The organism is Variovorax sp. 679 (assembly GCF_003952185.1).
Lineage (GTDB): Bacteria > Pseudomonadota > Gammaproteobacteria > Burkholderiales > Burkholderiaceae_C > Variovorax.
Map to the genome: position 1 here is coordinate 444,619 of NZ_RXFS01000005.1, position 26,713 is coordinate 471,331.

The window sequence follows — 26,713 nt, forward strand, 5'->3', positions numbered from 1 at the left end:
GCGCGTGGAAGACATCGTCCCTAGGATCGCCACTCGTTCAGGTATTCCGGTCCAAGGTCTCAATGTCACTGCCGACTCTCGCTCACTCCCCCGTAGATCGTGCGGGGCAACTCGCGAACCATGCGGCCATCGGCCTGTCGGCGCTGGAAAGTCTGCCCCAGGCCATCGCGGTGCTCGACCAGCACTGCCGCGTGCAGTACGTCAACCGTCGCGCGGAAAGTCTCTGCGCATCCTCGGGGCCGTGCCGCATGGTGTGCGGATGCTGGCAGTTCACGCAGGCGGACGTGCAGGACAGGTTGGAGCAACTCGTGCGGAACGTGTGCGCCCCGGGGCGGAGCACGGCTGTCGGCGGCGGATTCCGAATGCCGCTCGGGGAAGGGCCGCCGATGCTTGTTTCGGTGCTTCCGTTGAAGGCCAACCATCCTCTCGCATCACCCCGCTCGGTCCCGTTGGCACTGGTGTTCATCGTGGCCTCGCAGTCCGCTTCTTTCGCGGCGTCGCATGTGATCGCGGACCAGCTGGGATTGACGGCGACGGAAGCCAGGCTCGCCGCAAGCCTGGCCGCAGGGAATACGGTGCTCGACTTCGCGGCTCTCCAGCGCTGCACGCCGCATACCGCGCGCAGCCATCTCAAGAACCTGATGCGCAAGACGGGCTGCCGCCGGCAGTTCGAGGTGGTGCGCCTGGTGCAGTCTCTTCAGGCGGGCTGAGGCTTCGGCTCGCGGCCAGGTTGCGGGCACGACGGATTCACCTGGCTGTGCTTTTCCCATGCTTGCCGTGTCTGCCGGCACGACGCTCCGATGGATCCGGACGGCTCCCACGCCACGCTTCCGGCGAGCAACCGAACTGTGCGCCGAACCATCGCGTGAACGCGCTGTGCGTGCTGTAGCCCAGCAGCGCGGCCACCTCGCCCAGGCTGTAGCGGCTGTTGGCCACATAGCGGCGGGCGAGTTCCTGCCGGACGTCGTTGATCAGCTGCTTGAAAGTCAGCTTGCGCGCGTCGAGCTCACGCTGCAGGGTGCGCATGCTCATCCCCAGCCCCATCGCCACCGACTTGCAGGTGGCGCGCCCCGCCGGCAGCATGAGGTAGATGGCCTTGCGCACCTCCTGGTCGATCGAGCGCTGGCGATCGTCGGGTAACGCCGCGATCAGCTTGCGGGCGTAGGCGGCGAGCACCGGGTCGGCTCCGGGGTTGGGCACGTCCAGGTCCGCCGCGCGGCACACCAGCCCGTTGAAGCCGCCGTCGAACTCGATGCGGCATTTGAAGAAGCGGCGGTGAAACGCCGGATCGGTGGGCGGTTCGTGGGCAAAGCTCACGCTGGCGGGCTGCCAGCGGTCCCTCAGCAGTGCCTCGCACATCCGGTAGAGCACGCCGATCGCGAGTTCGATGGACTGCCGCGAGGGCACCGACACGGCCAGCTCCTCGCGCAGCACGACCATGCTGCCGACGTCCTCCACCTGGATGGCCAGTTGCTCGTTGAGCAGGTGCAGGTGCTCGATCAGCGTGAGCAGCACCTGCCGCAGCGTCGGCTGGTGCATGAGCAGCAGGCTGACCATGCCGAAGTTCGAGAGCTGCCGCCGCGCCGCGATGCGCAGCCCGAAGGACTCGCAACCGGTCTGGCTCGCCGCGTCCTCCAGCAGGCGGGCCACGCGATCGGCCTCGATCAGCTGGTCGGGCTCCCGGATGAGTTGCGCGCGCAGCCCGGCCCTGCGCAATGCCGCGCCGGGGTCGTGGCCGAGTTCCTGCGCAACCTCCGCGAAGTTCGTCAGCGAGGCGGCGCGCACCAGTGCCGTCATGACGGGCCTTTCCACAAGTGCTCGAGTGCCTTGAGTGCCCGGGATTCTGGCATCAAATGCAAAGCGAATGGCACCAAATGCAAAGCGCGGCTGGGCTCGCACTCCTACATTTCCCCTACGCCGGTGCCCGTGAGCCAGGGGACAGGCAAGACAAAAGAAAAGCACGACGACAACAGCTTCCGCGGGCCCGGCCGCGGATTGCCGCCGGCCCACATGGAGACAAGACATGCGGATCGAACCGTTGACCTGCGCCATCGGCGCCCAGCTCGTCGGAGTCAGCCTGGCCGATGCGGCACAGAATGACGACCTGTTCGCGGAAATCAGGGCGCTGCTGCTGCGGCACAAGGTGCTGTTCCTGCGCGATCAGAAGATCAGCCGGGCGCAGCACGTGGCTTTCGCGCGGCGCTTCGGCGAGCTCGAAGACCACCCCGTCGCAGGCAGCGACCCGGAGCACCCGGGCCTGGTGCGCATCTACAAGACGCCCGACGCGCCCAACGACCGCTACGAGAACAGCTGGCACACCGACGCCACCTGGCGCGAGGCGCCGCCGATGGGTTGCGTGCTGCGCTGCGTCGAATGCCCGCCCGTCGGCGGCGACACCATGTGGGCCAACATGGCGATGGCCTACGAGCGGCTGCCCGAGCACGTGAAGGAGCTGATCGCCCCGCTGCGCGCCCGCCACAGCATCGAATGCACCTTCGGCGCGGCGATGCCGATCGAGAAGCGCCTCGCGCTCAAGGCCCAGTACCCCGACGCGGAGCATCCGGTGGTGCGCACCCATCCCGAGACCGGCGAGCGGGTGCTGTTCGTCAACGGCTTCACCACGCACTTCACGAACTTCCACACGCCCGCCAACGTGCGCTACGGACAGGACTTCACGCAGGGCGCGTCGTCGCTGCTGCAGTACCTCATCAGCCAGGCCGCGATTCCCGAATACCAGGTGCGCTGGCGCTGGCAGCCCGACAGCGTGGCGATCTGGGACAACCGCGCCACGCAGCACTACGCGGTGATGGACTACCCGCCCTGCCACCGAAAGATGGAGCGCGCCGGCATCGTCGGCACGCCGACTTTCTGATCTCCCCGCTTCCTCTTTTTCTTCTTCCGCAATTCCCACGGAGCTCCCGATGAACTTTCTCGACGGTCACCTGTTCCCCGAAAACCAGCAGCCGCTGATCATCACCGCCGCGCCCTACGCGCCCTCCTGGCTGCCCTCCGACTTCCCCGGCGAGATCGCCGTGACGATGGAAGAGCAGATCCAGAAGGCGGTGGACTGCTACAACGCCGGCGCCACCGTGCTGCACCTGCATGTGCGCGAACTCGACGGCAAGGGCAGCAAGCGGCTGTCGAAGTTCAACGAGCTGATCTCCGGCGTGCGGGCACGCGTGCCGGAGATGATCATCCAGGTGGGCGGCTCCATCAGCTTCGCGCCGGAGACCGAAGGCGCCGCCGCCAAGTGGCTCTCGGACGACACGCGCCACATGCTGGCCGAACTCGATCCCAAGCCCGACCAGGTCACGGTGACCATCAACACCTCGCAGATGAACATCCTCGAGCAGTTCGATGCACGGGACATCCGAGGCACCTCGATGGAAGACCCGGCCGTCTTCAACGCCTACAAGGAAATGACGGTGCCGGCGCAGCCGGGCTGGGCCGAGGAGCACATCCGCCGCCTCACGGCAGCGGGCATCCAGAGCGCCTTCCAGTGCTACAACATCAACAGCTTCGAGTCGGTCGAGCGGCTGATGCGCCGGGGCATCTACAAGGGCCCGCTGGTGATGAACTGGGTGGCCATCGGCGGCGGCATGGACGCGCCGAACATCTACAGCCTGGCCAACTTCGTGCGCGCGGTTCCGGATGGCGCAGTGCTCACCGTGGAAAGCTCCGTGCTCAACGTGCTGCCAGTGAACATGATGGGCATTGCCATGGGCCTGCACGTGCGCTGCGGCACCGAGGACAACCTGTGGAACCAGTCGCGCACGGCCAAGATCGGCACGGCAGCGCAGGTCGAACAGCTGGTCCGCATCTCGCGCGAGTTCGGCCGCCCGATCGCAACTGCGCAGCAGGCGCGCGAGATCTCGAAGATCGGCGTGTTCTACGACTCGGTGGAAGAGACGCTGCTGGCCAACGGCTTCGCACCCAACCGCAACGGCGGCCAGCAGGGTTTCCTGCGCAAGGCGGCCTGATTTCCCGGATTCCCCCGATTTCACCGATCACCGGAGCAGCCATGCCGCGTCTCTCTCATCTTGCCGCCATGCTCGTCGCCGCCACGGCCGCGCTGGGCTCGCCGTGGGCATCCGCTTACACCGACAAACCCGTGAAGATGATCGTCCCGGCGCCGCCGGGTGGGACCATCGACGTGCTCGCGCGCATCGTGGGCGACCAGCTCTCGCGCGACATCGGCCAGCCGGTGGTGGTCGAGAACAAGCCGGGCGCGGGCGGAGCCATCGCCGTCAAGTACATGCTGTCGCAGCCGGCCGACGGCCAGACGCTGATGATGACCGCCAGCAACGTGCTCACCGAGGTGCCGCACGTGCTCAAGGGCGGCTTCGATCCGCTGAAGGACGTGAAGCCCGTCGCGCTGATCGCGCGCTCGTCGATGCTCTTCATCGCCTCGCCCCAGTTCCCGGCCAAGGACGCGAAGGAGGCCATCGCCTACGTGAAGGCGCATCCGGGCCAGCTGTCCTACGCCTCCTACAGCGCGGGCACGGCGTCGCAGTACGCCGGCGCCATCCTGAACAAGGCGGCGGGGCTGGACATGCAGCACGTTCCGTATCCCGGCTCCGCCCCTGCGCTGGCGCAGGTGATGGGCGGGCAGGTGCCGCTGATGTTCGACGGCGCGGTCACGTCCAGGCCGCTGATCGCCGCGGGCAAGGTGAGGCTGCTGGCTGTTGCGAGCAAGGCCCGCCTGCCGGAGTTTCCCGGCGTGCCCACTTTCGCGGAACTGGGCTATCCGGCGCTGGACTTCGGCAACTGGACCGGCGTGATCGCCTCGTCGCAGATGCCGGCTCCGCTGGTCGAGAAGATCCACGCGGCGCTGCAGAAGGTCGCGGCCAACCCGGCGGTGCGCGCGAGCGCGTCCAACGCCGGCTTCGAGCCGATGGCGGAGCGCACGCCCGCGCAGGCGCAGATCGAGCTGCAGGAGGAGTTCACCCGCAACGCCGGGATCGTCAAGAGCTACGACATCAGGCTGAACTGAGCCGGGGCACAGCGCCGACAAACAGGAAAACGAGGAGAGATCACATGGCCAAAGCCATCCGCTTCCATGAAACCGGCGGCCCCGAAGTACTGCGGCTCGAGGACGTCGAGGTCGGCGACCCCGGTCCCGGGCAGGCGCGCGTGCGCCACAGCTTCATCGCGGTCAACTTCATCGACATCTACTTCCGCACCGGCCGCTATCCGCTGGCGCTGCCCAACGGGCTGGGGTCCGACGCGGTGGGCGTGGTGGAGGCGGTCGGGCCGGGCGTGACGGAGGTCCGGCCCGGCGATCGCGTCGGCTATCTGCTCGGCCCGCAGGGCGCCTACTCGCAGGCTCGCGTGATGCCGGCCGACGTGCTGATCCCGCTGCCCGAGGGCATCTCCGACCGTACCGCCGCCACATTGATGATGAAGGGCATGACGGCGCAGTACCTGTTCCGCCAGGTCTATCCGCTCAAGGGCGGCGAGACCATCCTGTACCACGCGGCCGCCGGCGGCGTGGGTCTGATCGCCTGCCAGTGGGCGCGCGCGCTGGGCGTGACGATGATCGGCACCGTCAGCAGCGACGAGAAAGCGGCGCTCGCCCGGGCGAACGGTTGCGCGCACACCATCGTGACCTCGCGCGAGAACATCGCCCAGCGCGTACGCGAGATCACCGAGGGCCGGGGCGTGCCGGTGGTCTACGACTCGGTGGGCAAGGACACGCTGATGGATTCGCTCGACTGCCTGCAGCCGCGCGGCACGCTGGTCAGCAACGGCACTTCGTCGGGCCCCGTGGTGGTGGACTCGCAGCTGCTCGCGGCCAAGGGCTCCATCTGGATGACGCGGCCGGCGATGGTGCACTACATCCACCCGCGCGCCCACATGCTCGACATGGCTCGCGAGCTGTTCGACCACGTGCTGGCCGGGCGCATCGTCAGCGAGCCGCAGCAGAGCTTCGCGCTCGCCGACGCGGCGCAGGCGCATCGCGCGCTCGAGTCCCGCAGGACGACCGGATCGACCGTCCTGATTCCCTGAAGCCCCCGGTTCCCTGATTCCCCGGTGCTCTCGAAGCACCGGGGTGTTCCACCGCGCCCGTCGCGATCCACCTGGTCCACGTGAGGAGAACATGTCCATGAAAAGAACAATGCTGGCGTTGTCCGTGCTTGCCGCCTCCGGCGGCGTCGCGGCGCAATCGTCGATCACCGTGTTCGGCGTCATCGACGCCGGCGTCAGCCACTACAGCACGAAGAGCCGGTCCTGGGGCCCCACGCTGCCCCGGCAGGTGACGCAGAGCCAGACGGTGCTGTCGCCCTCGGGCTATGCATCGAGCCGGCTGGGCTTTCGCGGCACGGAAGACCTGGGCGGTGGCCTGTCGGCGGGGTTCTGGCTGGAAGCGCCGCTGTCCAACGACACGGGCGGCGGCATCGCGAATTTCGGCCGCCGCTCCACGCTCAGCCTGTCGGGGCCCTTCGGCGAACTGCGCCTGGGCCGCGACTACACGGCGTCGTTCTGGAACGACGCCGTGTTCGACCCCTTCTCCGTCAACGGCGTGGGCACCAACCTGATCGCGGTGGTCAACAGCAACATCGCCGCCTCGCGGGCGCTGGCCACCGGGGGCCTGCTCAACGGCGGACTCTCCGCCGGCACCGACAGCTACCTGCGCACCAGCAACGCCGTGAGCTACTTCCTGCCGCCGGGGCTCGGCGGCTTCTATGGCCAGGTCCAGTACGCCTTCCACGAGAACGTGAAGGTGAGCGGCACGCCCGACAGCGCATCAGGGCGCGGCCGCTATGCAGGAGCACGCGTGGGATGGGCCAGTGGCCCGGCCGACGTGGCGCTGGGCTACGGCGAGAGCACGCTCGTCAGCGCCGCGCCTGCCGGCGAGAAGATCAAGAGCCTGAACCTCGGCGCCTCCTACGACTTCGGCGCGGTGAAGGTCTTCGGCGAATGGTCGAGCGTGCGCGACGCGCGCGACAACGCCGGGCTCTTCGGCACGCGCTCCACAGACCGCTACGACGGCTTCGTCGCCGGCGTGAACGTGCCGGTGGGGCCGGGCGTGATCCGCGCGTCGTTCGCACGCGTGAATTTCAAGAATGGCAACGGCCTGCCGAACAGCGATGCCTCGGTCGACAAGCTGGCGCTGGGCTACGTGCACAACCTGTCGAAGCGCACCGCGCTGTACGCGACGGTGGCGCGCATCGGCATCCGCAACGGCCACAACAACCCGACGGTGATGGGCGTCACGCCGCTGGTGGTGAGCCTGCCGGCGATCTTTCCGCAGGCTGCCTACGTCACCACCGGCGGCATGGAGCCGCGCAGTGCGATGGGCTACGACTTCGGCATCCGTCACGCCTTCTGAGAGGCGGGGACGGCTTCATGCCCCGCGCGTCCGTGACCATGCGCGCCGCTTCCGCCGCCCCGCAAACGCAGCGCGTTGGTGATGACCGATGCCGAGCTCAGGCTCATCGCCAGCGCAGCGATCATCGGCGAGAGCAGCCAGCCGGTGAACGGGAACAGCACGCCGGCCGCCAGCGGCACGCCGAGCGCGTTGTAGAGGAACGCGAAGCCCAGGTTCTGCTTCATGTTGGCGATGGTCTGCTCGGAGACGACGCGCGCCTGCGCGATGCCGCGCAGGTCGCCCTTCACCAGCGTGACCTGCGCGCTGTTCATCGCCACGTCGGTGCCGGTTCCCATCGCGATCCCGACGTCGGCCTTGGCGAGCGCCGGCGCGTCGTTGATGCCATCGCCGGCCATGGCGACGACGCGGCCTTCGCGTTGCAGCCTGTCGACCAGCGCGAGCTTGTCGGCCGGCTTGACCTCGCCATGAACCTCGTCGATGCCCAGCCTTGCCGCCACTGCCCGGGCGGTGGTCGCGCCGTCGCCCGTGGCCATGATGATCCGCAGGCCCGATGCCTTGAGCACGGCCAGCGCCTCCATCGTGGTGGCCTTGACCGGGTCCGACACCGAGAGCAGCCCCGCGAGCTGTCCGTCGACGGCGAGGAACATCACGCTGGCCCCCTCGGCGCGCATCGCCTCGGCCTGCGGCTTGATGGCGTCCACGGCCACGCCCAACTGTTCCATCAGCGCGGTGTTGCCTAGTGCGAGCTTTCGCCCTTCCACGCGACCGCTGACCCCGATGCCGCTGGCGGACTCGAATTCTTCCGGCGTGGCCAGCGCAAGGTTGCGCTCGCGCGCCGCCCGCACGATGGCGTCTGCCAGGGGATGCTCGCTGCCCTGGTCCAGGCTCGCGGCAAGGCGCAGCACCTCTTCGTCAGTAAAGCCGGCTGCGGCCACCGCGCGCTCGAACGCCGGGCGGCCTTCCGTCAGCGTTCCGGTCTTGTCGACGATGAGCGTGTCGACCTTGCGGAAGTTCTCGATGGCGGCCGCATCGCGGAACAGCACGCCCTGCGTGGCGGCCTTGCCGGTCGCCACCATGATCGACATCGGCGTGGCGAGGCCCAGCGCGCAGGGGCAGGCGATGATGAGCACGGCCACCGCGTTGATGAGACCGTAGACCCAGCTCGGCTCGGGGCCGAAGAACCCCCAGGCGAAGAAGGTCAGCACGGCGATGCCGATGACGGTCATCACGAAGTAGCCGGCCACCTTGTCGGCCATGCGCTGCATCGGCGCGCGGGAGCGCTGGGCCTGGGCCACCATCTGCACGATGCCCGCGAGCACGGTCTGCGAGCCGACCTTCTCCGACTGCATCACCAGTGCGCCGCTGGTGTTCAGCGTCGCGCCGATGAGCTTGTCGCCGGCGCGCTTGGTCACCGGCAAGGGCTCGCCCGTCAGCATGGATTCATCGACGGCGCTTGCGCCCTCGACCACCACGCCGTCAACCGGCACCTTCTCGCCGGGCCGCACGCGCAGCCTGTCGCCCACATGCACATGGCCGATCGGCACGTCCTTCTCGGTCCCGTCGGCCTCGATGCGTCGCGCGGTCTTGGGCGCTAGGCCCAGCAGCGACTTGATGGCCGCGGAGGTCTGCGAGCGGGCCTTCAGCTCGAGGATCTGGCCGAGCAGGGTGAGGGAGATGATCACCGCCGCGGCTTCGAAGTACACCGAGACCCGCCCCATGGAGACGAACGACGCGGGAAACACACCCGGCGCGACGGTGGCCACCACGCTGTAGACGAAGGCCGCGGCCGTTCCCAGGCCGATCAGGGTCCACATGTTCGGGCTCCTGTTGGCCACCGACTGCGCGGCCCGCACGAAGAAGGGCCAGCCGGCCCACAGCACGATCGGCGTGGTGAGCACGAGCTCGATCCAGCTCTGCGTGCCCATCTCGAACCATTGCAGCCGATGCCCGGCCATCGCGAGCACGGTGACGACGATGGTGAGCGGCAGCGTCCAGAAGAAGCGCCGCTTGAAGTCGCCCAGCTCGGGGTCTTCGCCCTCGTCCAGCGTCGGCATCACCGGCTCCAGCGTCATGCCGCACTTGGGGCAGTTGCCCGGGTGGTCCTGGCGGATCTCCGGGTGCATGGGGCAGGTGTAGATGGTCCCGGCGGCATGATCGGCCACCGCCGCCGGGGCATGCCCGTGCGACGCGTGGTGATCGTGGTGGTGATGATGTTGATGCTGGTGTGCCTGGCCGGTGGTGGTGTCGTTCATGCGGTTTCTCCGACGGGAAAAGCAGGTAGGCGGCTGGTGGCGCGAAAGCGCCGGTTACCTGGGCGGGTATCCCGCCTCGGCCAGGGCTGCGGCGACGTTCGCGCGGTCTTCGCCGGTTTCGACGCGTACCTTGCGAGCCGGCACGTCGATCTCGATCTTCGCCTGCGCGTCGAGCTTGCGGATCGCCTGTGTGACGCGGCTTGCGCAGCCGCCGCAGGTCATCGACTGGATTTCGAACTCTTGCATGTGAATCGCTCCTTCTTTGGTGTTGATGCCGCCAGTGTGAAGGTTGACATCGTGTGAAGGTCAAGCGAAAAAAACTGCAGGAGAGGCAGGACCGCTTCAGCGGCCCTTCCGGCGGCGGCGCCGGGCAGCGCGGCACTTTCGGGCGCGCGGGGATGCCCGGGGCACGCCGCCCGTCTTGCCGCGTCGCCGGCGCAGCTGCCAGAAAAGGATGCAGAGGAAGACGGCCACGCCGATCAGCCAGGCCGCGAACATGGTGCCCACCACGTTCTGCGAGACCCAGCGTCCGGTCACGTACATGATGCGTTCCGCGTCGTGTTGCGCCGATGCGGCGTGGCCGCCGAGGCTCAGCGCGTGGCTTCGAGCTTGGTGACGACGATCCTGCCGTCGATCTTCTCCGCCTCGAAGCGGACCTTGGAGCCCACCTCGACCTTGTCGAGCATGGCGTCGTCCTTGACGCCGAACACCATGGTCATGCCGGGCATGTCGAGGTTCTTCAGCGGGCCGTGCCTGATCGTGAGCTTCCTGTTGTCCTTGTCGATCTTGCGGATCTCGCCTTCGGCAAGCTCCGTGGCGGCGGCGGCCGGGGCTTCGGCTGAGGGTTGGGTGGATTGCGCACCGGCCGGGCCGGCGAACGAGAGGGCGGCGGCGAGCGCCAGGAATGCAAGGCGGGCATTCGACATGCGGGTCTCCTGATGATGGTCGGGCGGCGCGCGCCTTTACTTGCCGGCCTTGGAGACCGTCACGGCCCCCTTCATGCCCAGGTCGTAGTGGCCCGGTTGCAGGCACCCGAAGTCGACCTTGCCGGCCTTGGTGAACTGCCAGACGATCTCGCCGGTCTTGCCGCCGGCCAGGGTCACCATGTTCGGGTCGGCGTGTTCCATCTCGGGGTTCTTCTTCATCGCCTCGTAATGCTCCTTGAGCTCCTTCTCGGTGCCGAGCACGAGCTCGTGCTTGACCTGGCCCGAGTTCTTCACCACGAAGCGCACGGTCTCGCCCTGCCTGACGGTGATGTCCGCGGGCGTGAAGCGCATGCTGTCGGTCATGTCGACGTTGATGGTGCGCGTCACCTTGGAGGCCACGCCGGGTTTGCCGACGGCCTCGTCGGGGCCGTGGCCGCCGGCGTGCGTGCCTGAAGCGGAGGCACCGGCCGCGGCCAGTGCCAGCAGGGTCGCGAATGCGGAGCTGCGGAGGGTGTGTTTCATGTCTTTCCTTTGAGAGTGGAGGTTGGAGGGGAGGGAGAAAAATTCAGTGCCCGGCATGGCCGCGGCCCGGCTTGCGAACCTGGACTTCGATGTTCTTCGCGGGCATGTCTTTCGCGGGCATGGCGGCGGCCCCGGCGCTGCGCTGGCGCGGGGGCGCCGGCGGCGTGCCGTCGAGCTCGTAGGCGACGGTGCCCTTGGGGTGCTTGAACCAGCCGGGGTTCGAGTAGTCGCCGGGCTTCTGGTCCCTGCGCACCTTGACCACGCTGAACATGCCGCCCATCTCGACCGAGCCGAACGGGCCTTCGCCGGTCATCATTCGCGCGGTGTTGTCCGGGATCGGCATTTCCATCTCGGCCATGTCGGCCATGCCGCGTTCGCCCATCACCATGTAGTCGGGCACCAGGCTGGAGATCTGCCGGGCCACGTCCTTGTGGTCGAGGCCGATCATGGTCGGCACGTCGTGGCCCATGGCGTTCATCGTGTGATGGCTCTTGTGGCAGTGGAAGGCCCAGTCGCCTTCCTCGTCGGCCAGGAACTCGATCTGCCGCATCTGGCCGACGGCCACGTCGGTGGTCACCTCGTACTGCCGCGACGACTTGAAGGTCGGCCCGCCGTCGGTGCCCGTCACCAGGAACTCGTGCCCGTGCAGGTGGATCGGGTGGTTCGTCATCGTCAGGTTGCCGACGCGGATGCGCACCCTGTCGTTGAGCCGCACGTTGAGCGAGTCGATGCCGGGGAAGATGCGGCTGTTCCAGGACCACAGGTTGAAGTCCAGCATCGTCATGATCTTCGGCGTGGCGCTTCCGGGCTCGACGTCGTAGGCGTTGAGCAGGAACACGAAGTCGCGGTCGACCTTCTCGATGAGCGGATGATCGGCCTTCGGGTGCGTGACCCAGAAGCCCATCATCCCCATCGCCATCTGCACCATCTCGTCGGCGTGCGGGTGGTACATGAAGGTGCCGGGCCTGCGTGCGGTGAACTCGTAGACGAAGGTCTTGCCCGGGCGGATCGGCGGCTGGTTCAGGCCCGCCACGCCGTCCATGCCGTTGGGCAGGCGCTGGCCGTGCCAGTGGATGCTGGTGTGCTCGGGCAGCTTGTTGGTCACGAAGATGCGCACGCGGTCGCCTTCGACCACTTCGATGGTGGGCCCTGGCGACTGGCCGTTGTAGCCCCAGAGATTGGCCTTGAAGCCGGGCGCCATCTCGCGCACCACGGGCTCGGCGACGAGGTGGAACTCCTTCACGCCGTTGTTCATGCGCCAGGGCAGCGTCCAGCCGTTGAGCGTGACCACGGGGTTGTAGGGGCGTCCGCTCGAAGGGGCCAGTGGCGGCATCGTGTCCGGCGAGGTCTGCGAAACGGGCTCGGGCAGGGCGGCCATAGCCACCTTGCTCACGCTGGCGGCCGCGATGGCGCCCGTGATGGCACCGGCGCCGCTGAGGAAGTTGCGTCTGTTGGTCATGTCGTTGGATCGGTTGAAGTGCCCGAGGGGTCAATGAGCAGCGCCGGCGGAGGCGCCTTCCGCGCCGGCCGCCGCGATGCCCGTGGACGTGGGCTTGCCCATCACCGATGCGGCCAGTGCGGCGTCGGCCAGCCAGAACTGCTGCTGGGCGTTGATGGCGTTGGTCACGCCGGAGATCTGGTCGCGCGCCTCGGCCAGCAGCTCGAACACGCCGATCAGCATTCCGTTGTAGCGAAGCACGTTCTCGTCGGCCATGGCCTGGCGCAGCGGCACGATCTCGTCGCGGTAGTGGCGCGCGATGTCGTAGGCCGTGCGGTAGGCCGAGTAGCCCTCGCGCAGTTGCGAGGCCGCGCCGCGCACGGTGGCGTCGTAGCGGTTGGCCGCTGCGAGCGACTGCGCGTTCAGCGCGTCGCGCTGCGCCGATCCCCAGTCGAACAGCGGCAGGCGGATGTCGAGCTCGAAGCCGCGGCGCGTGCTCTTCGTGCCTTCCGCGTTGTCGAACACCGTGTCGCGGCGCCCGCCCACTTCCACGTCGATGAAGGTCGACAGCAGGTTGATGCCCTGCGACTTGCCGGCCACGTCGAGCTGGGCGCGCGCGAGCTGCACGTCGAGGCGCTGCTCGGTCGCGGTGGCGGCGACTTCCTTTGCCTCGCGGGGCGTTTTCGGCAACTCGGGCAGCCGCTCGGGCAACGCCAGCCTGGCGGCTTGTGCATCGTCCAGGCCCAGGATGCGGACCAGTTCCTCGCGCGCCGCGGTGGTCGCATGCTGCGCTGATGCGAGCTGGGTGGTCGCGTCGGCGTAGAAGACCTGCTGGCGCGCCCGCTGCAGCTTGCTGAAGTTGCCGATCAGCTGCATCCGGCGCGCGAGTTCGGCGCTGGCTTGCGCAGACCTGTTGACCTGCTCGGCGTATTTCAGTGTCTGCTGCGCGGCGACCGCGCGAACCCATGCCTGCCTGACCTGCGTCACCTGGTCCACCACGGCACCGGTCAGCTGGAGCTTTGCCTGGTTGGCCTGGCTCTTCGAGATCGACAGGCGCTGCGGCAGCAGGATGAGATCCACCAGCCCGAAGGACAGCAGGCGCCCCAGTTCGAGTTCGCTGTTCAGGCGCATGCGTTCGAAGGTGAAGATCGGGTTGGGCAGCCGGCTGCTCTGGTTGGCCGCGGCAAGGTCGCCCCAGCTCTGGGCAACGAGGGCCTGCACGGAGGGGCTGTTGGCCAGCGCGAGCTGCACCGTGTCGTCTTGCGACAGCGGCTTCGAAAGCAGCTCCTGCGTCAATGCGGCGCGGCGATCGCGCTGCTCCTGCGTGCGGCTGAGTTCGAGCTTGCCGCCGGTGAACTGTCGTGCTCCGGCATTGGTGTCGTTCAAGGCATCGTCGATGCCGACCGACGCGCAACCGGCGAGAAAGGCGGCCGCCAGCGCGATGGCCGTCAGGCGCAGCGCGCGCTTCATGGCTGCTCCTTCCGGGCGGGCATCGGCATCGAATGACCGGCCGGGTGCGTTGCCGGCTTTGGCGACGCGGCTTCGGATGCGCCGGCGCCCGACGCTTCCTTGGCATAGGCCTGCCAGCCACCGCGGCGGTAGACCGTCTCGTTGGCTTCCTTCCAGGGAATGGCTTTCTCGTCGGTGAAGGGCCTGTAGCCTTCGAGTGCCGATCTGTAGGTCAGTACCGGCGGCGGCGCGGGCTGTGCCGCCGCGGCCATGGCCGCCACGGCGGGGAAAAGGGCCAGCCAACGGGCTGGCGATGAATGGAACATGGGGTCCTCGCAAGTTCATGAACGGAGTGCGTCGCAGCTGCCGGAAACGGCACGACGCAGGCGATGCATGAGCGTTCGCGATCACCCGTGAAGCGAATCACGGGCGTGCGAACGCGTTAGGCGCGAGGAGGCCTGTCGAGGACGCGCGGCGCGAGCGTGGCCACCGCGATGGCGGGCTCCGCAAGGTCGGCGCGGGGGAGGTCGTGGAAGACGGCCAGCTCCAGCGTGCTGGTCAGTGCCGTGGCATGGCAGGCGCCGCATGTGCCGCACTTGTGCATGGCGTCGGGTCCGGCGCCCGCGGCCTTGGCGGTGTCGCCTTTCGCGGGCGGCTTGGCGGCCTGTGCCGTTTCGTGATGGTGGTCGCCGGGTTCATCCGCCGAATGCGGATGCGGGGCATCGCCGTGCGCACCGGACTGGTCGGCGGACATCTCCGTCGCCGAGCCTGCGTGACCGGGTCCGCAGAAGACCATGGATGCCGCCGCGTAGCCCTGGAAAGGCACAGCGAACATCATGATCCAGAGGACGAACAGGCGAACCCGGTGCATGTGGCGAGTCTTGAATGTGACGGCGTGTCGGGCGGTGACCCAGCTTCAGGACCGTGCCTGTGCGCGAGCCTTGCCTGCTTCGCCCCCGGGCGCCTGCAGCGGTGCGCCGGGTGCCGCGGCGCAGGCCGCAGCCGCGAGTGCCAGCGGGAGCATCTTTCGGCGGTTCTTCATGACAGGTCTTCTTCCAGGGAATTGCCCGACTGCGCGAGCTGCTGCATCGAATGCACCGGCATCGGATGCCGGGCCGGCGACACCAGTCAACCGGCTGGCGTGCATGCACTCTATGAAGCCAGTCCGCCAGTCAGCCACCAGATGGATTACAAAGAAGTAATCCACGCGAGCGAGCCCGCGCCGTAGCATCAGGCGATGCGAATCCTGGTCATCGAAGACGAACAGAAGCTGGGCGACTACCTCGTGAAGGGGCTCTGCGAGAGCGGCTTCGTGGTCGACCTCGCGCGCACAGGTATCGAGGGTCGCAACCTTGCGCTCGACGGCAGCTACGACCTGCTGGTACTCGACGTGATGCTGCCCGGCATCGACGGCTTCGCGGTGCTCGATGCGGTCCGCAAGACCCGCTCGATGCCGGTGCTGATGCTCACCGCCCGTGACGAGGTTGCGGACCGCGTGCGCGGACTGCAGAGCGGCGCGGACGACTACCTCTCCAAGCCCTTCGCCTTCTCCGAACTGCTCGCACGCATCCAGGCACTGCTGCGCCGCGGCAAGCTGCATGAGGTTTCCGTGTTCGCGCTCAGGGACCTGACCCTGGACGTGACCGCGCGCAAGGCTTCGCGCAACGGACAGCGGCTCGACCTGACCGCCAAGGAGTTCGCGCTGCTCACCCTGCTCATGCGAAGGCAGGGCAACGTGCTCTCGCGCACGCAGCTGGCGGATCAGGTGTGGGACATGAACTTCGACAGCGAGACCAACATCGTCGAAGTGGCCATCCGGCGGCTGCGCGGCAAGATCGACGATCCCTTCGAGGAGAAGCTGCTGCACACGGTGCGCGGCATGGGGTACGTGCTGGAGAGCCGGCAGGAAAGCGCGTCGTGAACGCCGCTGCCGATGCGCTGCCTGTGCCGTTGTCCGTTCATGAAGGCACGGGGTCCATACAGGCTTCGCTGTCCCGCTGGTTCGCGGCGCAGGCGTTCATCGGCCTGAGCCTTGTCTGCATCGCGATCTACGCGGTCACGGCGTGGAGCTTCCAGGTCAAGCAATCCAGCGAGTTCGAACGCCAGTCGGAGCTGATCAGGCACCTCATCGAGGAGTCGCGCGACGAGCCGGGGCGCGACGGGCTGCGCCACAAGCTCGACGACTTCTTCTCGACCCATGCGGAAATCAGCCTGGTGCTGCGCCGCGGCGATGAGATCGTCTATTCGAGCAGGCCCGGCAGGCCGGCCGCGCAATGGATGTGGATGCCGACGCAGGAACAGCAGGCACGGCCTGGAGACGCCGTCATGCACCTGCAGCTGGGCCTCGACGTGCAGGACGATTCACGCATCCTCGCCCGGCTTGCATGGACCCTGCTGGGCGCCGTCGTGCTGGGTGCCGGAACGATCGCGCTGACCGGCGCGCTGCTGGTCCGCCGCGGCCTCAAGCCGTTGAAGAAGCTGATCGGTGAAACCGCCGCCACCGGCCCCACGGCGCCGGGCCGGCGCATCGATCCGTCGCCCTATGCATCCGAGATCACCCCGTGGGTGGCGCAGTTCAACGCCGTGCTCGATCGCGCGGAGCAGGCCTACCAGCAGCTGGAGTCCTTCAATGCCGACGTCGCGCACGAGCTGCGCACGCCGCTGGCCAACCTGATCGGCATGGTGGAAGTCGAACTTGCGCGGCCCCGGACCATCGAGGAGCTGAACGACGCCATGCTGTCGGCGCTGGAAGAGGCCAGGCGCGTGTCCGCCATCGTGATCGACATGCTGTTCCTGTCGAAGGCGGACCGCGGCACGGTGGCGCGCCGCTCGACGCCGGTGAGCCTCGCCGACCAGGTGCGCACGGTGCTCGACTTTCATGAGGCCACGCTCGAAGACGCGGGGCTGAAGGTGCATGTCAGCGGCGATGCGCACATCGGCATCGACGCAGGGCTGGTGCGGCGGGCACTGTCGAACCTGCTGAGCAATGCGAGCCGGTATGCGACCCCCGGCTCGGCCATCGCGGTGGTGATCGACACGCACGAGGACGGCGTGTGGATCAAGGTCGCCAACAGCGGCGCACCCATTGCGCCCGAGCTGCTGCCCCAGCTCTTCAAGCGCTTCTTCCGTGCCGAGCCCTCGCGCACAGATTCTTCGGAGCATCACGGGCTCGGGTTGGCGATCGTGGCAGCCATCGCGCGAATGCATGGAGGCCGTACGTACGCCACGTCCCGCTCGGGCGTGACGGAGATCGGCTTCTCGATGAGGTCCGGCGAGCGGGACGGGGCGGCGGCATAGCCGTCAGCCGGGCAGGTCAGCCGCGACGGGAAGCCCTGGAGGCTCCGGCCTTTTTTGCGGAAGTCAGCCGCATTCCAGACAGCACCCGCTTCGCGTTGACCGCGCAGCTCATGTCGTCCGGCTTCGCTTCGATCTGCGTCATCAGCTCGACCAGCTGATCCTTGCTTTGCGCGAGCTGCGCCTGCAGTGTGCCGTGCTCCCACTGCGCGAGATCGGCGAACTGCTGCCCCGCTACGAACAGGAAAACCTCTTCGACTCCACGAAGTTCAAGCGCAGGTTCCCCGGGTTCGGGGTAACCACATACCGCGAAGGCCTGGCCCTGATCCGACAGGAATCGGAGAGCAACTGAGCCGCTGCGCTGCGGCGTTCGAGCGGTCATCCCGACGCCTCCCATATTGATGGGAGCAGCATTGCCATCTTTCGTATCAGCTGTTGACAAATGTGAACTGGCACACATCCGCGATTCGAAAGCGAATGCCAAGAACTACTGCAATCCGTAGTATTCATTTTGTTTCACAAACGTCTTACGGAGCTTGCACTGATGGCCTGCATACCCTCGTTCTTCCGAACGTACGAGCCGCTCGAAGCGACTCGAGGGTACGCCGCACGAGCGCGTGGCCCCGTCACATCGAAGGCCACGCTCATGCCGCACTCCTAGTTTTCGTCGCGCATTCCACGGCATGAAGCCGTGAGTTGCGCGGCCGCTTTCCGCGACCCGACAGCTGCTTGCCGATAGCCCCTCGACGGGGCCGTGCGTGGCGGCTTGCGCTCGTCCGGAGATTTTTCGCCTGTCGTTTTTATCTCGCGCCGCTGCGCGAGATGGAGAGCTGTTGCCGCAAGAAGAGGTGGCCTGTTCTCCCTCACTGGGTTCGGGAAGAAATTTCGATCGAGGATGCAATGGCTGCTATCTCAGCACTGACTGCCTGGCCTTCAAGCGCGCACCGGCCCGCTGCATGGGCTCCGCGTGCTTCGACGGGTGTGTGCCTGCATGGCCTGCGCGCGGAGCCTGCCGCGCCAGCCGTGGCCGGTGCACATGCCCATGCGGCGCCGGGAGCACCCGCGGGCCATCCGGCGACGCGCAGGGCCTGCGCCTTCGTGTTCGTCGCGAACCTTCCGCTGCTTGCCGAAGCGTACGGGCAGGACTTCGCATCCGCCGCCAGCCTCGAGATCCAGCGCCGGCTCTGCGCCAACTTCGTCGTGTCCCCGCCGTCCGACATGGCTCGCCTGCGGGACGACTGCTTTCTGGTCTGGCACAACGAAGCCTTCGAGTGCGCGACCTTCGATGGCCGCGCGCCGCGCGAGCTGCCGGGCACGATGCGACGCGCGAGCCGCCCCATCGAGACGCTGCTGGCGGTGCTCGGCGCCGAGCCGGTGCGCGCAGGGGGCATCGCCGCGCTGGTGCAGCTGCATGCGGACTGGATCGAGGTGTGCCCGCCCGAGCAGCTCGGCGCGTCGGAGATCGAACTGACGCTCTGGACCGCCCAGCCCTTTCCCGACTCGCGCGAGAGCCGGGCCGACGGCTGGCGGCAGCTCTACCGCTCCGACATGGACATGGCGGTTCGCCTGAGCGAGGCCCTGCGCAGCGAGGAGCTGTCGTTCTCCTGGCGGCCGGTCGTTCAGTCCGGCAGCGCCGCGACCGTGCTCTACCGCGAAGGCCGCGCGCGCATCGCATCGAGGCAGGGCGAGCCGGCGCTGCTGGAGCCCGAGGTGTTCATGCCCTGCCTGCAGCGCCTCGGCCTCACGCGCGCATTCGACCGCACCGTGATGCGGCGCGCCGTCGCCGCGCTGCGGATGCGGTCTTCCGTGCAGATCGGCGTGAGCATCTCGGCGCAGGGCATCCAGGTCGATCACTGGTGGGCCTCGCTGCTCGCGGTGCTCGACAAGGAGCCTGCGCTGGCCTCGCGGCTGGTGATCGAGATCGCGAACAGCGTCGCGCTGCAGGACTTCGAGGCGGCGCGGGACTTCTGCGTGCAGCTGCAGTTGCGCGGCTGCCGCATCGCCATCCGCGATTTCGGCGGCGGAGCCGACAACCTCGCCGCCGTTCAGGCCTGCCGGCCGGACATCGTCAAGCTCGATGCCGCCTTGCTGCGGCGTGCGCGCGAAAGCGCTTTCGGCCGCGAGTGCCTGCGCGACATGCTGTCCCTGTGCGCGCATCTCGCGTCGCACGTGGTCGTCGACGGCATCGAGCGCGACGACGACCTGCACATCGCGTCGATGGCCGGGGCTCAATGGCTGCAGGGCTTCGGCGTGCGCGGCGCCGAGCGGTATGTGCGCGCGGGATCCCCTGCCGGCAACGACGTCGTCGATGACGCAGGCGCGGACCTGGACGGAGGCCGGCCATGACGCTCCTGCCTGCCGAGATCCAGCTGCGCCTCGCGCGGCTGAGCACCGATCTTCTCGTCCTGCAGCGCGCCGTGCAGGAGCTGATGCAGCAGTGCGACGCGCCCCAGCCGGGCGCGAGCGAAAGCGACCTGATCGCCGCTGCGCAGTACCGCGCGCTCGAGGCCGCGCTGCACGCCCCCGGCCAGCCGCTCGCACCGGCCGGGAAAGAGGGCGCCGAACTGCTCGCGTGGCCTTCGTTCACCGCGCCGATCCGAAGGGCGATGCGCGCGTGATCGCAGCGCGCATCCGATTCCCACGTTCCCCATTTCCGTTTCGTAGGACTTTCATGCTTATTCAAATCACCAGGGTTTCCAGGGCCGCGCGCGTCGCACTGTCCGGCCTGCTGGCCGTCACAGGCGCATGCGCGCTGGCCAACAACGTCGGAGAGAACGCCGCGTGGCAGTTCCAGTCTTCCGCCGACAAGGCCAACCAGGCCGCGGTGCAGGACATGATCCAGCGCAAGAAAGCCGGCTCGTACGGCGCGGCCAACTACACCACCAACAACTACATCGGCAAGCAGTACAACTGCGACGTCACCTCGACCGCGCAGGGCAACCAGGGCACCAACAGCACCACCGCCAATTCGCCCGGCACCAGCGGCGCAGCGGCCAACTCCACCGGCAACTCGAGCACCGGCGTCGGCGGCACCGGCACGGTGAGCACCGGCCAGGCCAACAGCGGCGCGGTCGGCTCGGCGGTGATCGGCTCCACCACCAGCAACGTGCAGGGCTGGTCGAGCCAGGCCCTGAACTCCAACCAGACCAACACCGGCAGCCAGAGCGCAAGCATCAGCGGCAGCTCGGCCTGCGCATTCGGCGCGCTCAACTGACACCCAAACAGACAGGGAAGAAAGAGGAATGATCACATTCAAGTCGATCCGCGCGTTGCCGCGCGGCAAAGCCGCGTCGCGCGGGCTGGCCGCGGCGGCCGCCGTCATGAGCCTGGCCGGCTGCGTCGTCGCGCCGCAGCAGCAGATGGCGCCGAAGGAGGCGCCCGTGGTCCTCGGCCCCGCCGTGCGCCAGAACGTCACGCCCATGGAGGCGGTGCTCGCCTGCTTCGGCGACCACGTGGCCGCCATGCAGCGGCCGCCCATCGTCGTCACCGTGGGCGACGTGAAGGACTACACCGGCAAGTACAGCATCAACGAAGGCAACGCCATCACGCAGGGCGGCGCGCTCATGGTGTATTCGGCGCTGGGCAAGCTCGGCGGCGCGGTGCAGGTGGCCGAGCGCTTCGATCCGGTCATCGCCGAGCGCGAACTCGGCTATGCCGACCGCCGCCAGCTCGGCGACGGCCGAACGCACCAGCTCGCAGGCCCGAACGGCGGCCAGGCGGTGCCGTGGCTGCCGTACTTCGGCGGCTCGATCAGCAAGTCCGACTACTTCATCGTCGGCGGCATCACCGAGCTCAACTACAACATCAACTCGGGCGGCGCCGAGATCGGCGTGAACCAGGTGGGCGTGAAGGCGCGCACCTTCAGCCAGTCGGTGGGCATCGACCTGCGCATCGTCGACACCAGGTCGCTGATGATCGTGAAGACCGTCAGCCTGACGAAGCAGTTCAACGGCTACGAGGTCGGCTTCAACGTCTTCCGATTCTTCGGCAGCAAGCTGTGGGACATCGACGTCGGCGCCAAGGGCCAGGAGCCGGTGCAGATGGGCGTGCGCGCCGCGCTGGAAGAGGGCGTCGTGCGCCTCGTGGCCGCGGTGTCGAAGGTCGATCCCAACCCCTGCCTGGGCATGCGCATGGCCAACGACCTGAGCCTCACGCCCGCGGAGGAGCTGCGCAAGGTGCCGAACCCGCTCGTGGACTCGGCCGGTGCGCCGGTGCAGCAGGGCGAGGCGGTCAACGCGGCCAGCCAGACCGGCGCGAGCCTGACGGGCTCGAGCGTGCAGATCCCCTTCGAGTTCGGCGCGGCCGCGCTCACCGGCGGCACGCTGAACCTCATCGACCAGATCGCGGCGGCCGCCGCCAAGGCACCCACCGAGGTCGTGCTGGTCGCGCGCGACACCGAGAACTGGGACGCCGGCAAGCGCGACCTGCTCACCGACCAGCGCATCGGCGTGGTCACGACGGCGCTCGCGTCGCGCGGCCTGGCGCCCGGCGGCATCAGCGTCACATGGCGCCCGGACAAGGCGGACACGTCGATCCATCGCGACGGCCCCGGCCTGCAGGAGATCGCAAAGCTCCGCGTCCAGGGCGCGGTGAGGGGTGGGCCGGCCCGTCCGGTCCGTGAGGAGAACGCAACCGGAGGGAAGTAACCGGGACACACAAGGTCTTCATCGCAAAACAGTGGCATTCCGCCAGTCCGCAATCCATCGAGTCAGTCTTTTTTCAGATCATCAAAGGAAGAGCATGCAGAAGAATCGCAAGAACCCGGGCAGCCGCGTCAACGGCGCACCGCTCAGCAGCATCGGCATGGCCGTGCTGGCCACGCTCGTGGCCGGCGGCGCGCAAGCCGCCGAAACGAGCGTCACGCCAGTGGCGGTCAACACCACGGCCTACCAGAGCGTGCAGTCGGTGCAGGACAAGGTGCTGCCTGTGAGCGCCACGGCCGCCGGCACCACCATCGACATCACGACCGGCGGCCCGCAGACCGGCAACAGCAACACGGTCACGCAGAACGCGGTGAAGGCGAACGCCACCGGCAATGCCTTCGTCAACGCGATCGACCTGTCGCTCACCGGCGGCACGGGCGCGACGCCCACCGAAGGCGCGGCCTCGCTCGGCGTGCAGACCAACAGCGCGGTGGTCTCGAGCAGCGCCACCGGCAACACGGTGAAGGTCGACCTCGACGGCTTCGCCAGCGGCGGCGCTGTCAACACGAACAACACCATTGCGGCGAACACCACGCTCAACAGCGGCTCGTCGACCATCGCGGGCACGGTGCCCGTCGACTACGCCTCGACCAGCCCGGGATCGATCTCGGTGAACTACACGCCCGCCGGCGGCAGCGTGACGGCGCAGGGCAGCCTGGTCGTCAATTCCGTGCAGCGCGGCACCGGCGCGGCCTCGACCGCCGCGGCAAGCGGCAACAGCGTGACGCTCACGCTGACCGCCGACGGCGCCAACGCCGTCAACGCAGCACCGGTACTCGACGGCAACACCGTCTCCGCCTCGCTCAAGGGCAACACGGCCAGCAACACGGCCAGCGTCCAGTCGGGCGGCGCGCCGGCCTTCACCGGCTCGGCCGTCGTCGCCAACCAGCAGCTGAACCAGTCGACCGAGGCTGTGACGCACACGGCTTCGGCCAACGGCAACGGCATCGTCGCTTCCATCGGCAGCAACACCGCGGGCGGCACCAACACGCTCCAGGGCTCGCTGTCGGTGCAGGGCAACACCATTTCCAGCAGCGCCACCGGCAATGAAGCCCTGGGCGCCACCACCGGCACGGCCGGCAACCGCATCGTGCTGGCCGACGGCGTGTCGGTCACCGGCTCGGGCGGCCCGACCTCCAACACCAGCGCCTACAACGCAGGCAGCCTGTCGAGCTCGGTCGCAGCCGACCTGGCCGTGTCGAACAGCCAGGGCAACGTGGGCGTCTCGCTCAGCGCAGCCACGCAGGCCTCGGGCATCGGCGCCGCCGTGCAGTCGGTGGACGGCGGAACCGTCACCGTCGCGAACAACGCGGTCACCGCCTCGGCAACCGGCAATGCCGCATCGAATGCGATCGTCAGCGGAAAGGGCGCCGCCTCGTTCACTGCCAGCGCGGCCCTGGCCAACCAGCAAAGCAACTACAACGGCGGCGTGAACGCCATCTCGGGCCCGACCTTCATCGCCGCATTCACGGGCGCGGAGGACGGCACCAACAACGCGAGCTCGGTCTCGGTGTCGGGCAACCGCTCCGCCGCGACGGCCTATGGCAGCAACGCGAGCCAGAGCCTCGCGCTCGAGGCGAACGCGCTGCCGCTGTCCGGCGGCAATGCGGTGCTCACCGGCGGCAGCCTGCCCGACGGGAACGTCTCGGCCGCGGGCGCAGCCACGGTGACCAACCTGCAGGGCAACTACGCCGCCCCGGTCACCGCCCAGACCGTGGGCTCCGTCATCGGCCTGATGGCCGATTCGCGCGGCACCGGTGGCGACACCATCCACGGCAGCACCTTCACCGTGGGCGGCAACACGCAAGAGGCGGTTGCCGTGAGCAACGGTGCCAACAACGCGCTGTCGCTGACCGGCACGACCGTCGGTGCGGGCGCCGGCGTGGCGAGCGTCCAGGTCGTGGATGCGAATTCGCCGGTCAATGCACAGCTGACGAGCTCCGTGGCTGGTGCCTATCTCGGCACGCACACCACCGACAGCACCGTCGCGCTGACGAACAACCTCCAGCGCGCCGTGGCCTACGGCAACTCGGGCGCCAACAGCCTGAACGTGACCGCCAACAGCTCGAGCGTGCCCGTGTCGGCAACGCCCGCCTCGGTGGCGACGCCCGCCGCCGGCACTGCCACCGTCAATGCCGCCTACGGCGTGCTGAGCAACCAGTCGGTGGCCGGTGCCGTCAGCGCCGTGGCCGACGGTCGCGGCCTCGGACCGGTCGGCTCGCAGACCGTGCTGATCGAAGGCAACGTCACCCGCAGCGCCGTCTCGAACCAGGGCAACGCCCTCGTCGGCGCCGCCTACGGCAACGACGTCACCAACGCCGCCAAGCTGGCGCTGGGCACTGGCACCACCGTGGCCGGCGCGGCTGCCGTGGGCAATGTCACCAGCGTGCAGAACGTGAACGGCGCGACCATCACCGCTTCGGTGCCGGGCGGCAACGTCGTCTCCACGGCCATCGAGGACAACGTCGCCGCATCGACGGTCGCGACCTCCGGCAACCAGCTGCAGGCCCTGGCCTACGGCAACCGCGCCGGCGGCAACACGCTCGACGTGTCGGGCAACACGCTGGCCACCGTCACCGCACAGCCGCGCGCCGTGAACGACGGCACCACCGCGACGACCGACGCGGCCTTCAGCGTGCAGAGCGTGCAGAACGGCTCGGGCAGCCTGAGCGCTTCGCTGCGCAACGGCACCGGACCGGGCGCGAGCGCCTCGCAGATCCGCACGCAGATCGGTGGCAACGTCACCGGCTCGAGCGTGGCCTCGAACGGCAACAGCGCCAGCGCCGCCGCCACGAGCAACAGCGCCGTCAACGGCCTGACGCTCGCGGGCAACGGCCTGTCGACCTCCAGCGCCGTGCAGAACGTGCAGACGACCAGCGCAGCCATCGAGGCGCTGGCGGGCCAGGCCGGCACGCCGGGAACGCCCGCGTCGCCCTCGGTGCCGTTCAGCTACAACGCCCACGTGATCGACACCGACGTGCTCGGCGGCAACACCGTCGGCAACACCACGACGATCACCAGCGGCGTGCTGGGCGTACAGGTCTCCAGCCTCACGCAGGCCGAGATCAACTACCTGACCACCCACGGCTGGAGCGTGGGCAGCGGTGCCACCGCCGGCATGCTGACGGCACCCGCGTCCATCCTGGGACCGGTCTCGGTCGCGACCTACAGCCAGCTGCAGACGGGCTCCCCGGTAGGGTTCGGCGCCACGATCCCGGGCACGCCGGCCGTCGCCGCCATTCCGAACCAGGGCGGCGTCACGGTCGCAGTCGGCGGCAACATCACAGGCTCGCAGCTTTCCGTCAACGGCAACAGCAGCAGCGCCGCCGTCACCGGCAACAGCGCCACCAACAGTGCCGCGATCACAGGCAACACGATCGCCTCGGGCGGCGCGATCACCGCCAGCGCGGGCAGCCTGGGTGGTGCCGGCATCGGCGCGCAGGCCGACCACACCGTGTCGAACGTGCAGCAGGTCACGGGTTCGCCCACGCTGTCGACCAGCGTCTACGGCACCTTCGCCGTCGACGCCGCAGCCGGCGCGGCCATCTCGGGTTCGGCGCTGAGCGTTTCCGACAACAGCCAGCGCGGCACCGCCGTGGCCAACACCGCCGCCAACAGCCTGAGCCTGAGCGGCACCAACGTCGCGAGCACCTCGGCACTGTCGTCGTCGCAGTCGAGCAACGCAGCCGTCTCCGCGGCTTCGGACCTCGAGCTGTACGCGCCGGGCGCGGTCTCTGCGTCGTCGGTGGATCTGTCGCGCAACAAGAACACGTCGCTCGGCGTGATCAACGACGTGACCAACACCCTGAGCGTGAAGGCTTCCAACCTGACGCCGGCCGGCGAGCCAGGCAACGCGGTGCTGGTGCAGGGCACTGCCACCGGCGACCACGTGCTGAACAACACGCAGGTGGCAACGACCTCGGTGAGCAGCACCGCGACCACGCGCCTGTACAACCAGGACCAGACGGCCGCGGCCACGACGGGCCTGGTCAACAGCACGGCGACCATCAGCGGCAACAGCACGACCGCCGAAGCCTCGGCCAATCGCGCCGACAACAGCGTGGCGCTCAACGGCACCGCGGTGCAGGGTGCGAGCGCGGGCCTGAACAACCTGCAGCTCAGCAGCGCGGCAGTGACGGCAAGCGCCTCGACCTCGGCCACGTTCAAGCTCGAAGGCACCAGCCCGGCCACGCCGGCGGCGCTGAACAGCGGCATCACGATCGACGGCAACAGCACCACGGCGCTGGCACGCGGCAACGCAGCCACCAACGCGCTGAACGTGTCGGCAGGCAGCGGCTACGCCGCGGCCGCACCGGTCGCGGGCAGCACGGCGGGCGTCGTCACGCAGGCCACGGCTGCGCTGCTGAACACGCAGGGCAACAGCGGCAACGTGACGGCCAGCGCCACGGGCACGTACCAGGTCGCGCTCAACGGCGTGACCGCCGGCACCGCGCCCGGACTGACGAACGGCACCGCCGCACTGACGAACAACACCGTCGCTGCGCAGGCCTACGGCAACACGGCCACCAATGCCGTGACCGTCGCGGCCACGGTGGCGAACCGTCCGACTGTGGCGGTGGCGAACTACCAGACCAACAGCGGCACCATCGTCGCGACCGCGACCGGCGTGAACTACGGCGTGGGCGTCACCGGCGCCACCACGGGCAGCACGCTGCGCGCGGCCGGCAACCAGGTGACGGCGACCGCGGTGGGCAACTCCGCGGTGTCGACCATCGCTTCGGCGCGCTGACCGGCGCGCCACCCACGCCCCGGCGAGCGCCTTCGCGCCCGCCGGG

At 68.5% G+C, this 26,713-nt stretch carries 25 protein-coding genes and 1 pseudogene; 14 read left to right on the forward strand and 12 right to left on the reverse strand.

The window, feature by feature from the left end; translation table 11 throughout:
* Window positions 1–62: 62 nt before the first annotated feature.
* Window positions 63–710: a PAS domain-containing protein gene (locus EJO71_RS15435; RefSeq protein ID WP_125949248.1), complete on the forward strand. Its 648-nt coding sequence runs from the start codon at window positions 63–65 to the stop codon at window positions 708–710.
* A 37-nt stretch (window positions 711–747) separates the two neighbouring features.
* Here the strand turns inward: EJO71_RS15435 and EJO71_RS15440 are convergent, their stop codons facing one another.
* Window positions 748–1,797 carry an AraC family transcriptional regulator gene (locus EJO71_RS15440; RefSeq protein WP_125949247.1) on the reverse strand — a complete coding sequence of 350 codons (1,050 nt, stop codon included), beginning with the start codon at window positions 1,795–1,797 and terminating at the stop codon, window positions 748–750.
* 226 nt (window positions 1,798–2,023) lie between these two features.
* Here EJO71_RS15440 and EJO71_RS15445 point away from each other — a divergent pair, with 226 nt between their 5' ends.
* The 5 genes from EJO71_RS15445 to EJO71_RS15465 all read left to right on the forward strand — a co-directional run bounded on the left by EJO71_RS15445 (window position 2,024) and on the right by EJO71_RS15465 (window position 7,333).
* Window positions 2,024–2,872, forward strand: coding sequence for a TauD/TfdA family dioxygenase (locus tag EJO71_RS15445; protein ID WP_125949246.1), 849 nt, complete (start codon window positions 2,024–2,026; stop codon window positions 2,870–2,872).
* Window positions 2,873–2,921: 49 nt separating this feature from the next.
* Window positions 2,922–3,980 carry a 3-keto-5-aminohexanoate cleavage protein gene (locus EJO71_RS15450; protein WP_125949245.1) on the forward strand — a complete coding sequence of 353 codons (1,059 nt, stop codon included), beginning with the start codon at window positions 2,922–2,924 and terminating at the stop codon, window positions 3,978–3,980.
* A gap of 41 nt (window positions 3,981–4,021) precedes the next feature.
* Window positions 4,022–4,993 (forward strand): tripartite tricarboxylate transporter substrate binding protein, encoded by a 972-nt coding sequence (locus tag EJO71_RS15455; protein WP_125949244.1) that lies wholly within the window; start codon window positions 4,022–4,024, stop codon window positions 4,991–4,993.
* Between the two features lie 44 nt (window positions 4,994–5,037).
* Window positions 5,038–6,009, forward strand: a complete 972-nt coding sequence (locus EJO71_RS15460; protein ID WP_125949243.1) for a quinone oxidoreductase — start codon at window positions 5,038–5,040, stop codon at window positions 6,007–6,009.
* Window positions 6,010–6,106: 97 nt separating this feature from the next.
* Complete coding sequence (locus tag EJO71_RS15465) at window positions 6,107–7,333, forward strand: porin (RefSeq protein WP_164546825.1); 1,227 nt, start codon at window positions 6,107–6,109, stop codon at window positions 7,331–7,333.
* Here the strand turns inward: EJO71_RS15465 and EJO71_RS15470 are convergent.
* From EJO71_RS15470 to EJO71_RS34950, 10 genes are all read right to left on the reverse strand, one after another.
* Complete coding sequence (locus EJO71_RS15470; RefSeq protein ID WP_125949241.1) at window positions 7,321–9,585, reverse strand: copper-translocating P-type ATPase; 2,265 nt, start codon at window positions 9,583–9,585, stop codon at window positions 7,321–7,323. The genes EJO71_RS15465 and EJO71_RS15470 overlap by 13 nt on opposite strands.
* 54 nt (window positions 9,586–9,639) lie before the next feature.
* Window positions 9,640–9,831, reverse strand: coding sequence for a heavy-metal-associated domain-containing protein (locus EJO71_RS15475; RefSeq protein WP_125949240.1), 192 nt, complete (start codon window positions 9,829–9,831; stop codon window positions 9,640–9,642).
* Between the two features lie 96 nt (window positions 9,832–9,927).
* The gene (locus EJO71_RS15480) at window positions 9,928–10,128 is read right to left on the reverse strand and encodes a hypothetical protein (RefSeq protein ID WP_125949239.1); all 201 of its coding nucleotides are present in this window, start codon (window positions 10,126–10,128) and stop codon (window positions 9,928–9,930) included.
* Window positions 10,129–10,175: 47 nt separating this feature from the next.
* Window positions 10,176–10,511: a copper-binding protein gene (locus tag EJO71_RS15485; RefSeq protein WP_125949238.1), complete on the reverse strand. Its 336-nt coding sequence runs from the start codon at window positions 10,509–10,511 to the stop codon at window positions 10,176–10,178.
* A gap of 36 nt (window positions 10,512–10,547) precedes the next feature.
* Entirely contained in the window at window positions 10,548–11,033 is a 486-nt protein-coding gene (locus EJO71_RS15490; protein ID WP_125949237.1) for a cupredoxin family protein, read from the reverse strand.
* A gap of 43 nt (window positions 11,034–11,076) precedes the next feature.
* The gene (locus EJO71_RS15495; RefSeq protein WP_125949236.1) at window positions 11,077–12,492 is read right to left on the reverse strand and encodes a copper oxidase; all 1,416 of its coding nucleotides are present in this window, start codon (window positions 12,490–12,492) and stop codon (window positions 11,077–11,079) included.
* A 30-nt stretch (window positions 12,493–12,522) separates the two neighbouring features.
* Window positions 12,523–13,941 (reverse strand): TolC family protein, encoded by a 1,419-nt coding sequence (locus tag EJO71_RS15500; protein ID WP_125949235.1) that lies wholly within the window; start codon window positions 13,939–13,941, stop codon window positions 12,523–12,525.
* Window positions 13,938–14,246 (reverse strand): hypothetical protein, encoded by a 309-nt coding sequence (locus tag EJO71_RS15505; RefSeq protein WP_125949234.1) that lies wholly within the window; start codon window positions 14,244–14,246, stop codon window positions 13,938–13,940. The genes EJO71_RS15500 and EJO71_RS15505 overlap by 4 nt, the downstream gene beginning before the upstream one ends.
* Before the next feature lie 116 nt (window positions 14,247–14,362).
* Window positions 14,363–14,791 (reverse strand): hypothetical protein, encoded by a 429-nt coding sequence (locus tag EJO71_RS15510; RefSeq protein WP_125949233.1) that lies wholly within the window; start codon window positions 14,789–14,791, stop codon window positions 14,363–14,365.
* Window positions 14,792–14,836: 45 nt separating this feature from the next.
* Window positions 14,837–14,962, reverse strand: coding sequence for a hypothetical protein (locus tag EJO71_RS34950; RefSeq protein WP_276311662.1), 126 nt, complete (start codon window positions 14,960–14,962; stop codon window positions 14,837–14,839).
* A 195-nt stretch (window positions 14,963–15,157) separates the two neighbouring features.
* On the opposite strand from EJO71_RS34950, the gene EJO71_RS15515 reads away from it, so the two are divergent.
* On the forward strand, window positions 15,158–15,841 hold the full coding sequence (locus EJO71_RS15515) for a heavy metal response regulator transcription factor (protein WP_125949232.1): 684 nt from the start codon (window positions 15,158–15,160) through the stop codon (window positions 15,839–15,841).
* On the forward strand, window positions 15,838–17,217 hold the full coding sequence (locus EJO71_RS15520) for a heavy metal sensor histidine kinase (protein ID WP_171022543.1): 1,380 nt from the start codon (window positions 15,838–15,840) through the stop codon (window positions 17,215–17,217). Before EJO71_RS15515 ends, EJO71_RS15520 begins: the two co-directional genes overlap by 4 nt.
* Before the next feature lie 16 nt (window positions 17,218–17,233).
* Here the strand turns inward: EJO71_RS15520 and EJO71_RS34955 are convergent, their stop codons facing one another.
* Complete coding sequence (locus EJO71_RS34955) at window positions 17,234–17,359, reverse strand: hypothetical protein (RefSeq protein WP_276311661.1); 126 nt, start codon at window positions 17,357–17,359, stop codon at window positions 17,234–17,236.
* 57 nt (window positions 17,360–17,416) lie between these two features.
* On the opposite strand from EJO71_RS34955, the pseudogene EJO71_RS34750 reads away from it, so the two are divergent.
* From EJO71_RS34750 to EJO71_RS15555, 6 genes and pseudogenes are all read left to right on the forward strand, one after another.
* Window positions 17,417–17,566 (forward strand): annotated as a pseudogene (locus EJO71_RS34750) (NAD-dependent dehydratase); the annotation flags it as partial.
* 548 nt (window positions 17,567–18,114) lie between these two features.
* Window positions 18,115–19,560, forward strand: a complete 1,446-nt coding sequence (locus tag EJO71_RS15535) for an EAL domain-containing protein (RefSeq protein ID WP_125949231.1) — start codon at window positions 18,115–18,117, stop codon at window positions 19,558–19,560.
* Window positions 19,557–19,832: a hypothetical protein gene (locus EJO71_RS15540; protein WP_125949230.1), complete on the forward strand. Its 276-nt coding sequence runs from the start codon at window positions 19,557–19,559 to the stop codon at window positions 19,830–19,832. Before EJO71_RS15535 ends, EJO71_RS15540 begins: the two co-directional genes overlap by 4 nt.
* A 53-nt stretch (window positions 19,833–19,885) precedes the next feature.
* The gene (locus EJO71_RS15545; RefSeq protein ID WP_125949229.1) at window positions 19,886–20,428 is read left to right on the forward strand and encodes a hypothetical protein; all 543 of its coding nucleotides are present in this window, start codon (window positions 19,886–19,888) and stop codon (window positions 20,426–20,428) included.
* 28 nt (window positions 20,429–20,456) lie between these two features.
* Window positions 20,457–21,860, forward strand: a complete 1,404-nt coding sequence (locus EJO71_RS15550) for a CsgG/HfaB family protein (RefSeq protein ID WP_125949228.1) — start codon at window positions 20,457–20,459, stop codon at window positions 21,858–21,860.
* A gap of 94 nt (window positions 21,861–21,954) precedes the next feature.
* Window positions 21,955–26,667 (forward strand): S-layer family protein, encoded by a 4,713-nt coding sequence (locus EJO71_RS15555; RefSeq protein ID WP_125949227.1) that lies wholly within the window; start codon window positions 21,955–21,957, stop codon window positions 26,665–26,667.
* Window positions 26,668–26,713 lie beyond the last annotated feature (46 nt).

Excerpts from the sequence above, each read along its gene's own strand:
- EJO71_RS15435 (WP_125949248.1), top strand. The coding sequence starts at position 63 with ATGTCACTGCCGACTCTCGCTCACTCCCCCGTAGATCGTGCGGGGCAA.
- EJO71_RS15440 (WP_125949247.1), bottom strand. The coding sequence starts at position 1,797 with ATGACGGCACTGGTGCGCGCCGCCTCGCTGACGAACTTCGCGGAGGTT.
- EJO71_RS15445 (WP_125949246.1), top strand. The coding sequence starts at position 2,024 with ATGCGGATCGAACCGTTGACCTGCGCCATCGGCGCCCAGCTCGTCGGA.
- EJO71_RS15450 (WP_125949245.1), top strand. The coding sequence starts at position 2,922 with ATGAACTTTCTCGACGGTCACCTGTTCCCCGAAAACCAGCAGCCGCTG.
- EJO71_RS15455 (WP_125949244.1), top strand. The coding sequence starts at position 4,022 with ATGCCGCGTCTCTCTCATCTTGCCGCCATGCTCGTCGCCGCCACGGCC.
- EJO71_RS15460 (WP_125949243.1), top strand. The coding sequence starts at position 5,038 with ATGGCCAAAGCCATCCGCTTCCATGAAACCGGCGGCCCCGAAGTACTG.
- EJO71_RS15465 (WP_164546825.1), top strand. The coding sequence starts at position 6,107 with ATGAAAAGAACAATGCTGGCGTTGTCCGTGCTTGCCGCCTCCGGCGGC.
- EJO71_RS15470 (WP_125949241.1), bottom strand. The coding sequence starts at position 9,585 with ATGAACGACACCACCACCGGCCAGGCACACCAGCATCAACATCATCAC.
- EJO71_RS15475 (WP_125949240.1), bottom strand. The coding sequence starts at position 9,831 with ATGCAAGAGTTCGAAATCCAGTCGATGACCTGCGGCGGCTGCGCAAGC.
- EJO71_RS15480 (WP_125949239.1), bottom strand. The coding sequence starts at position 10,128 with ATGTACGTGACCGGACGCTGGGTCTCGCAGAACGTGGTGGGCACCATG.
- EJO71_RS15485 (WP_125949238.1), bottom strand. The coding sequence starts at position 10,511 with ATGTCGAATGCCCGCCTTGCATTCCTGGCGCTCGCCGCCGCCCTCTCG.
- EJO71_RS15490 (WP_125949237.1), bottom strand. The coding sequence starts at position 11,033 with ATGAAACACACCCTCCGCAGCTCCGCATTCGCGACCCTGCTGGCACTG.
- EJO71_RS15495 (WP_125949236.1), bottom strand. The coding sequence starts at position 12,492 with ATGACCAACAGACGCAACTTCCTCAGCGGCGCCGGTGCCATCACGGGC.
- EJO71_RS15500 (WP_125949235.1), bottom strand. The coding sequence starts at position 13,941 with ATGAAGCGCGCGCTGCGCCTGACGGCCATCGCGCTGGCGGCCGCCTTT.
- EJO71_RS15505 (WP_125949234.1), bottom strand. The coding sequence starts at position 14,246 with ATGTTCCATTCATCGCCAGCCCGTTGGCTGGCCCTTTTCCCCGCCGTG.
- EJO71_RS15510 (WP_125949233.1), bottom strand. The coding sequence starts at position 14,791 with ATGCACCGGGTTCGCCTGTTCGTCCTCTGGATCATGATGTTCGCTGTG.
- EJO71_RS34950 (WP_276311662.1), bottom strand. The coding sequence starts at position 14,962 with ATGAAGAACCGCCGAAAGATGCTCCCGCTGGCACTCGCGGCTGCGGCC.
- EJO71_RS15515 (WP_125949232.1), top strand. The coding sequence starts at position 15,158 with ATGCGAATCCTGGTCATCGAAGACGAACAGAAGCTGGGCGACTACCTC.
- EJO71_RS34955 (WP_276311661.1), bottom strand. The coding sequence starts at position 17,359 with ATGACGCAGATCGAAGCGAAGCCGGACGACATGAGCTGCGCGGTCAAC.
- EJO71_RS15535 (WP_125949231.1), top strand. The coding sequence starts at position 18,115 with ATGGCTGCTATCTCAGCACTGACTGCCTGGCCTTCAAGCGCGCACCGG.
- EJO71_RS15540 (WP_125949230.1), top strand. The coding sequence starts at position 19,557 with ATGACGCTCCTGCCTGCCGAGATCCAGCTGCGCCTCGCGCGGCTGAGC.
- EJO71_RS15545 (WP_125949229.1), top strand. The coding sequence starts at position 19,886 with ATGCTTATTCAAATCACCAGGGTTTCCAGGGCCGCGCGCGTCGCACTG.
- EJO71_RS15550 (WP_125949228.1), top strand. The coding sequence starts at position 20,457 with ATGATCACATTCAAGTCGATCCGCGCGTTGCCGCGCGGCAAAGCCGCG.
- EJO71_RS15555 (WP_125949227.1), top strand. The coding sequence starts at position 21,955 with ATGCAGAAGAATCGCAAGAACCCGGGCAGCCGCGTCAACGGCGCACCG.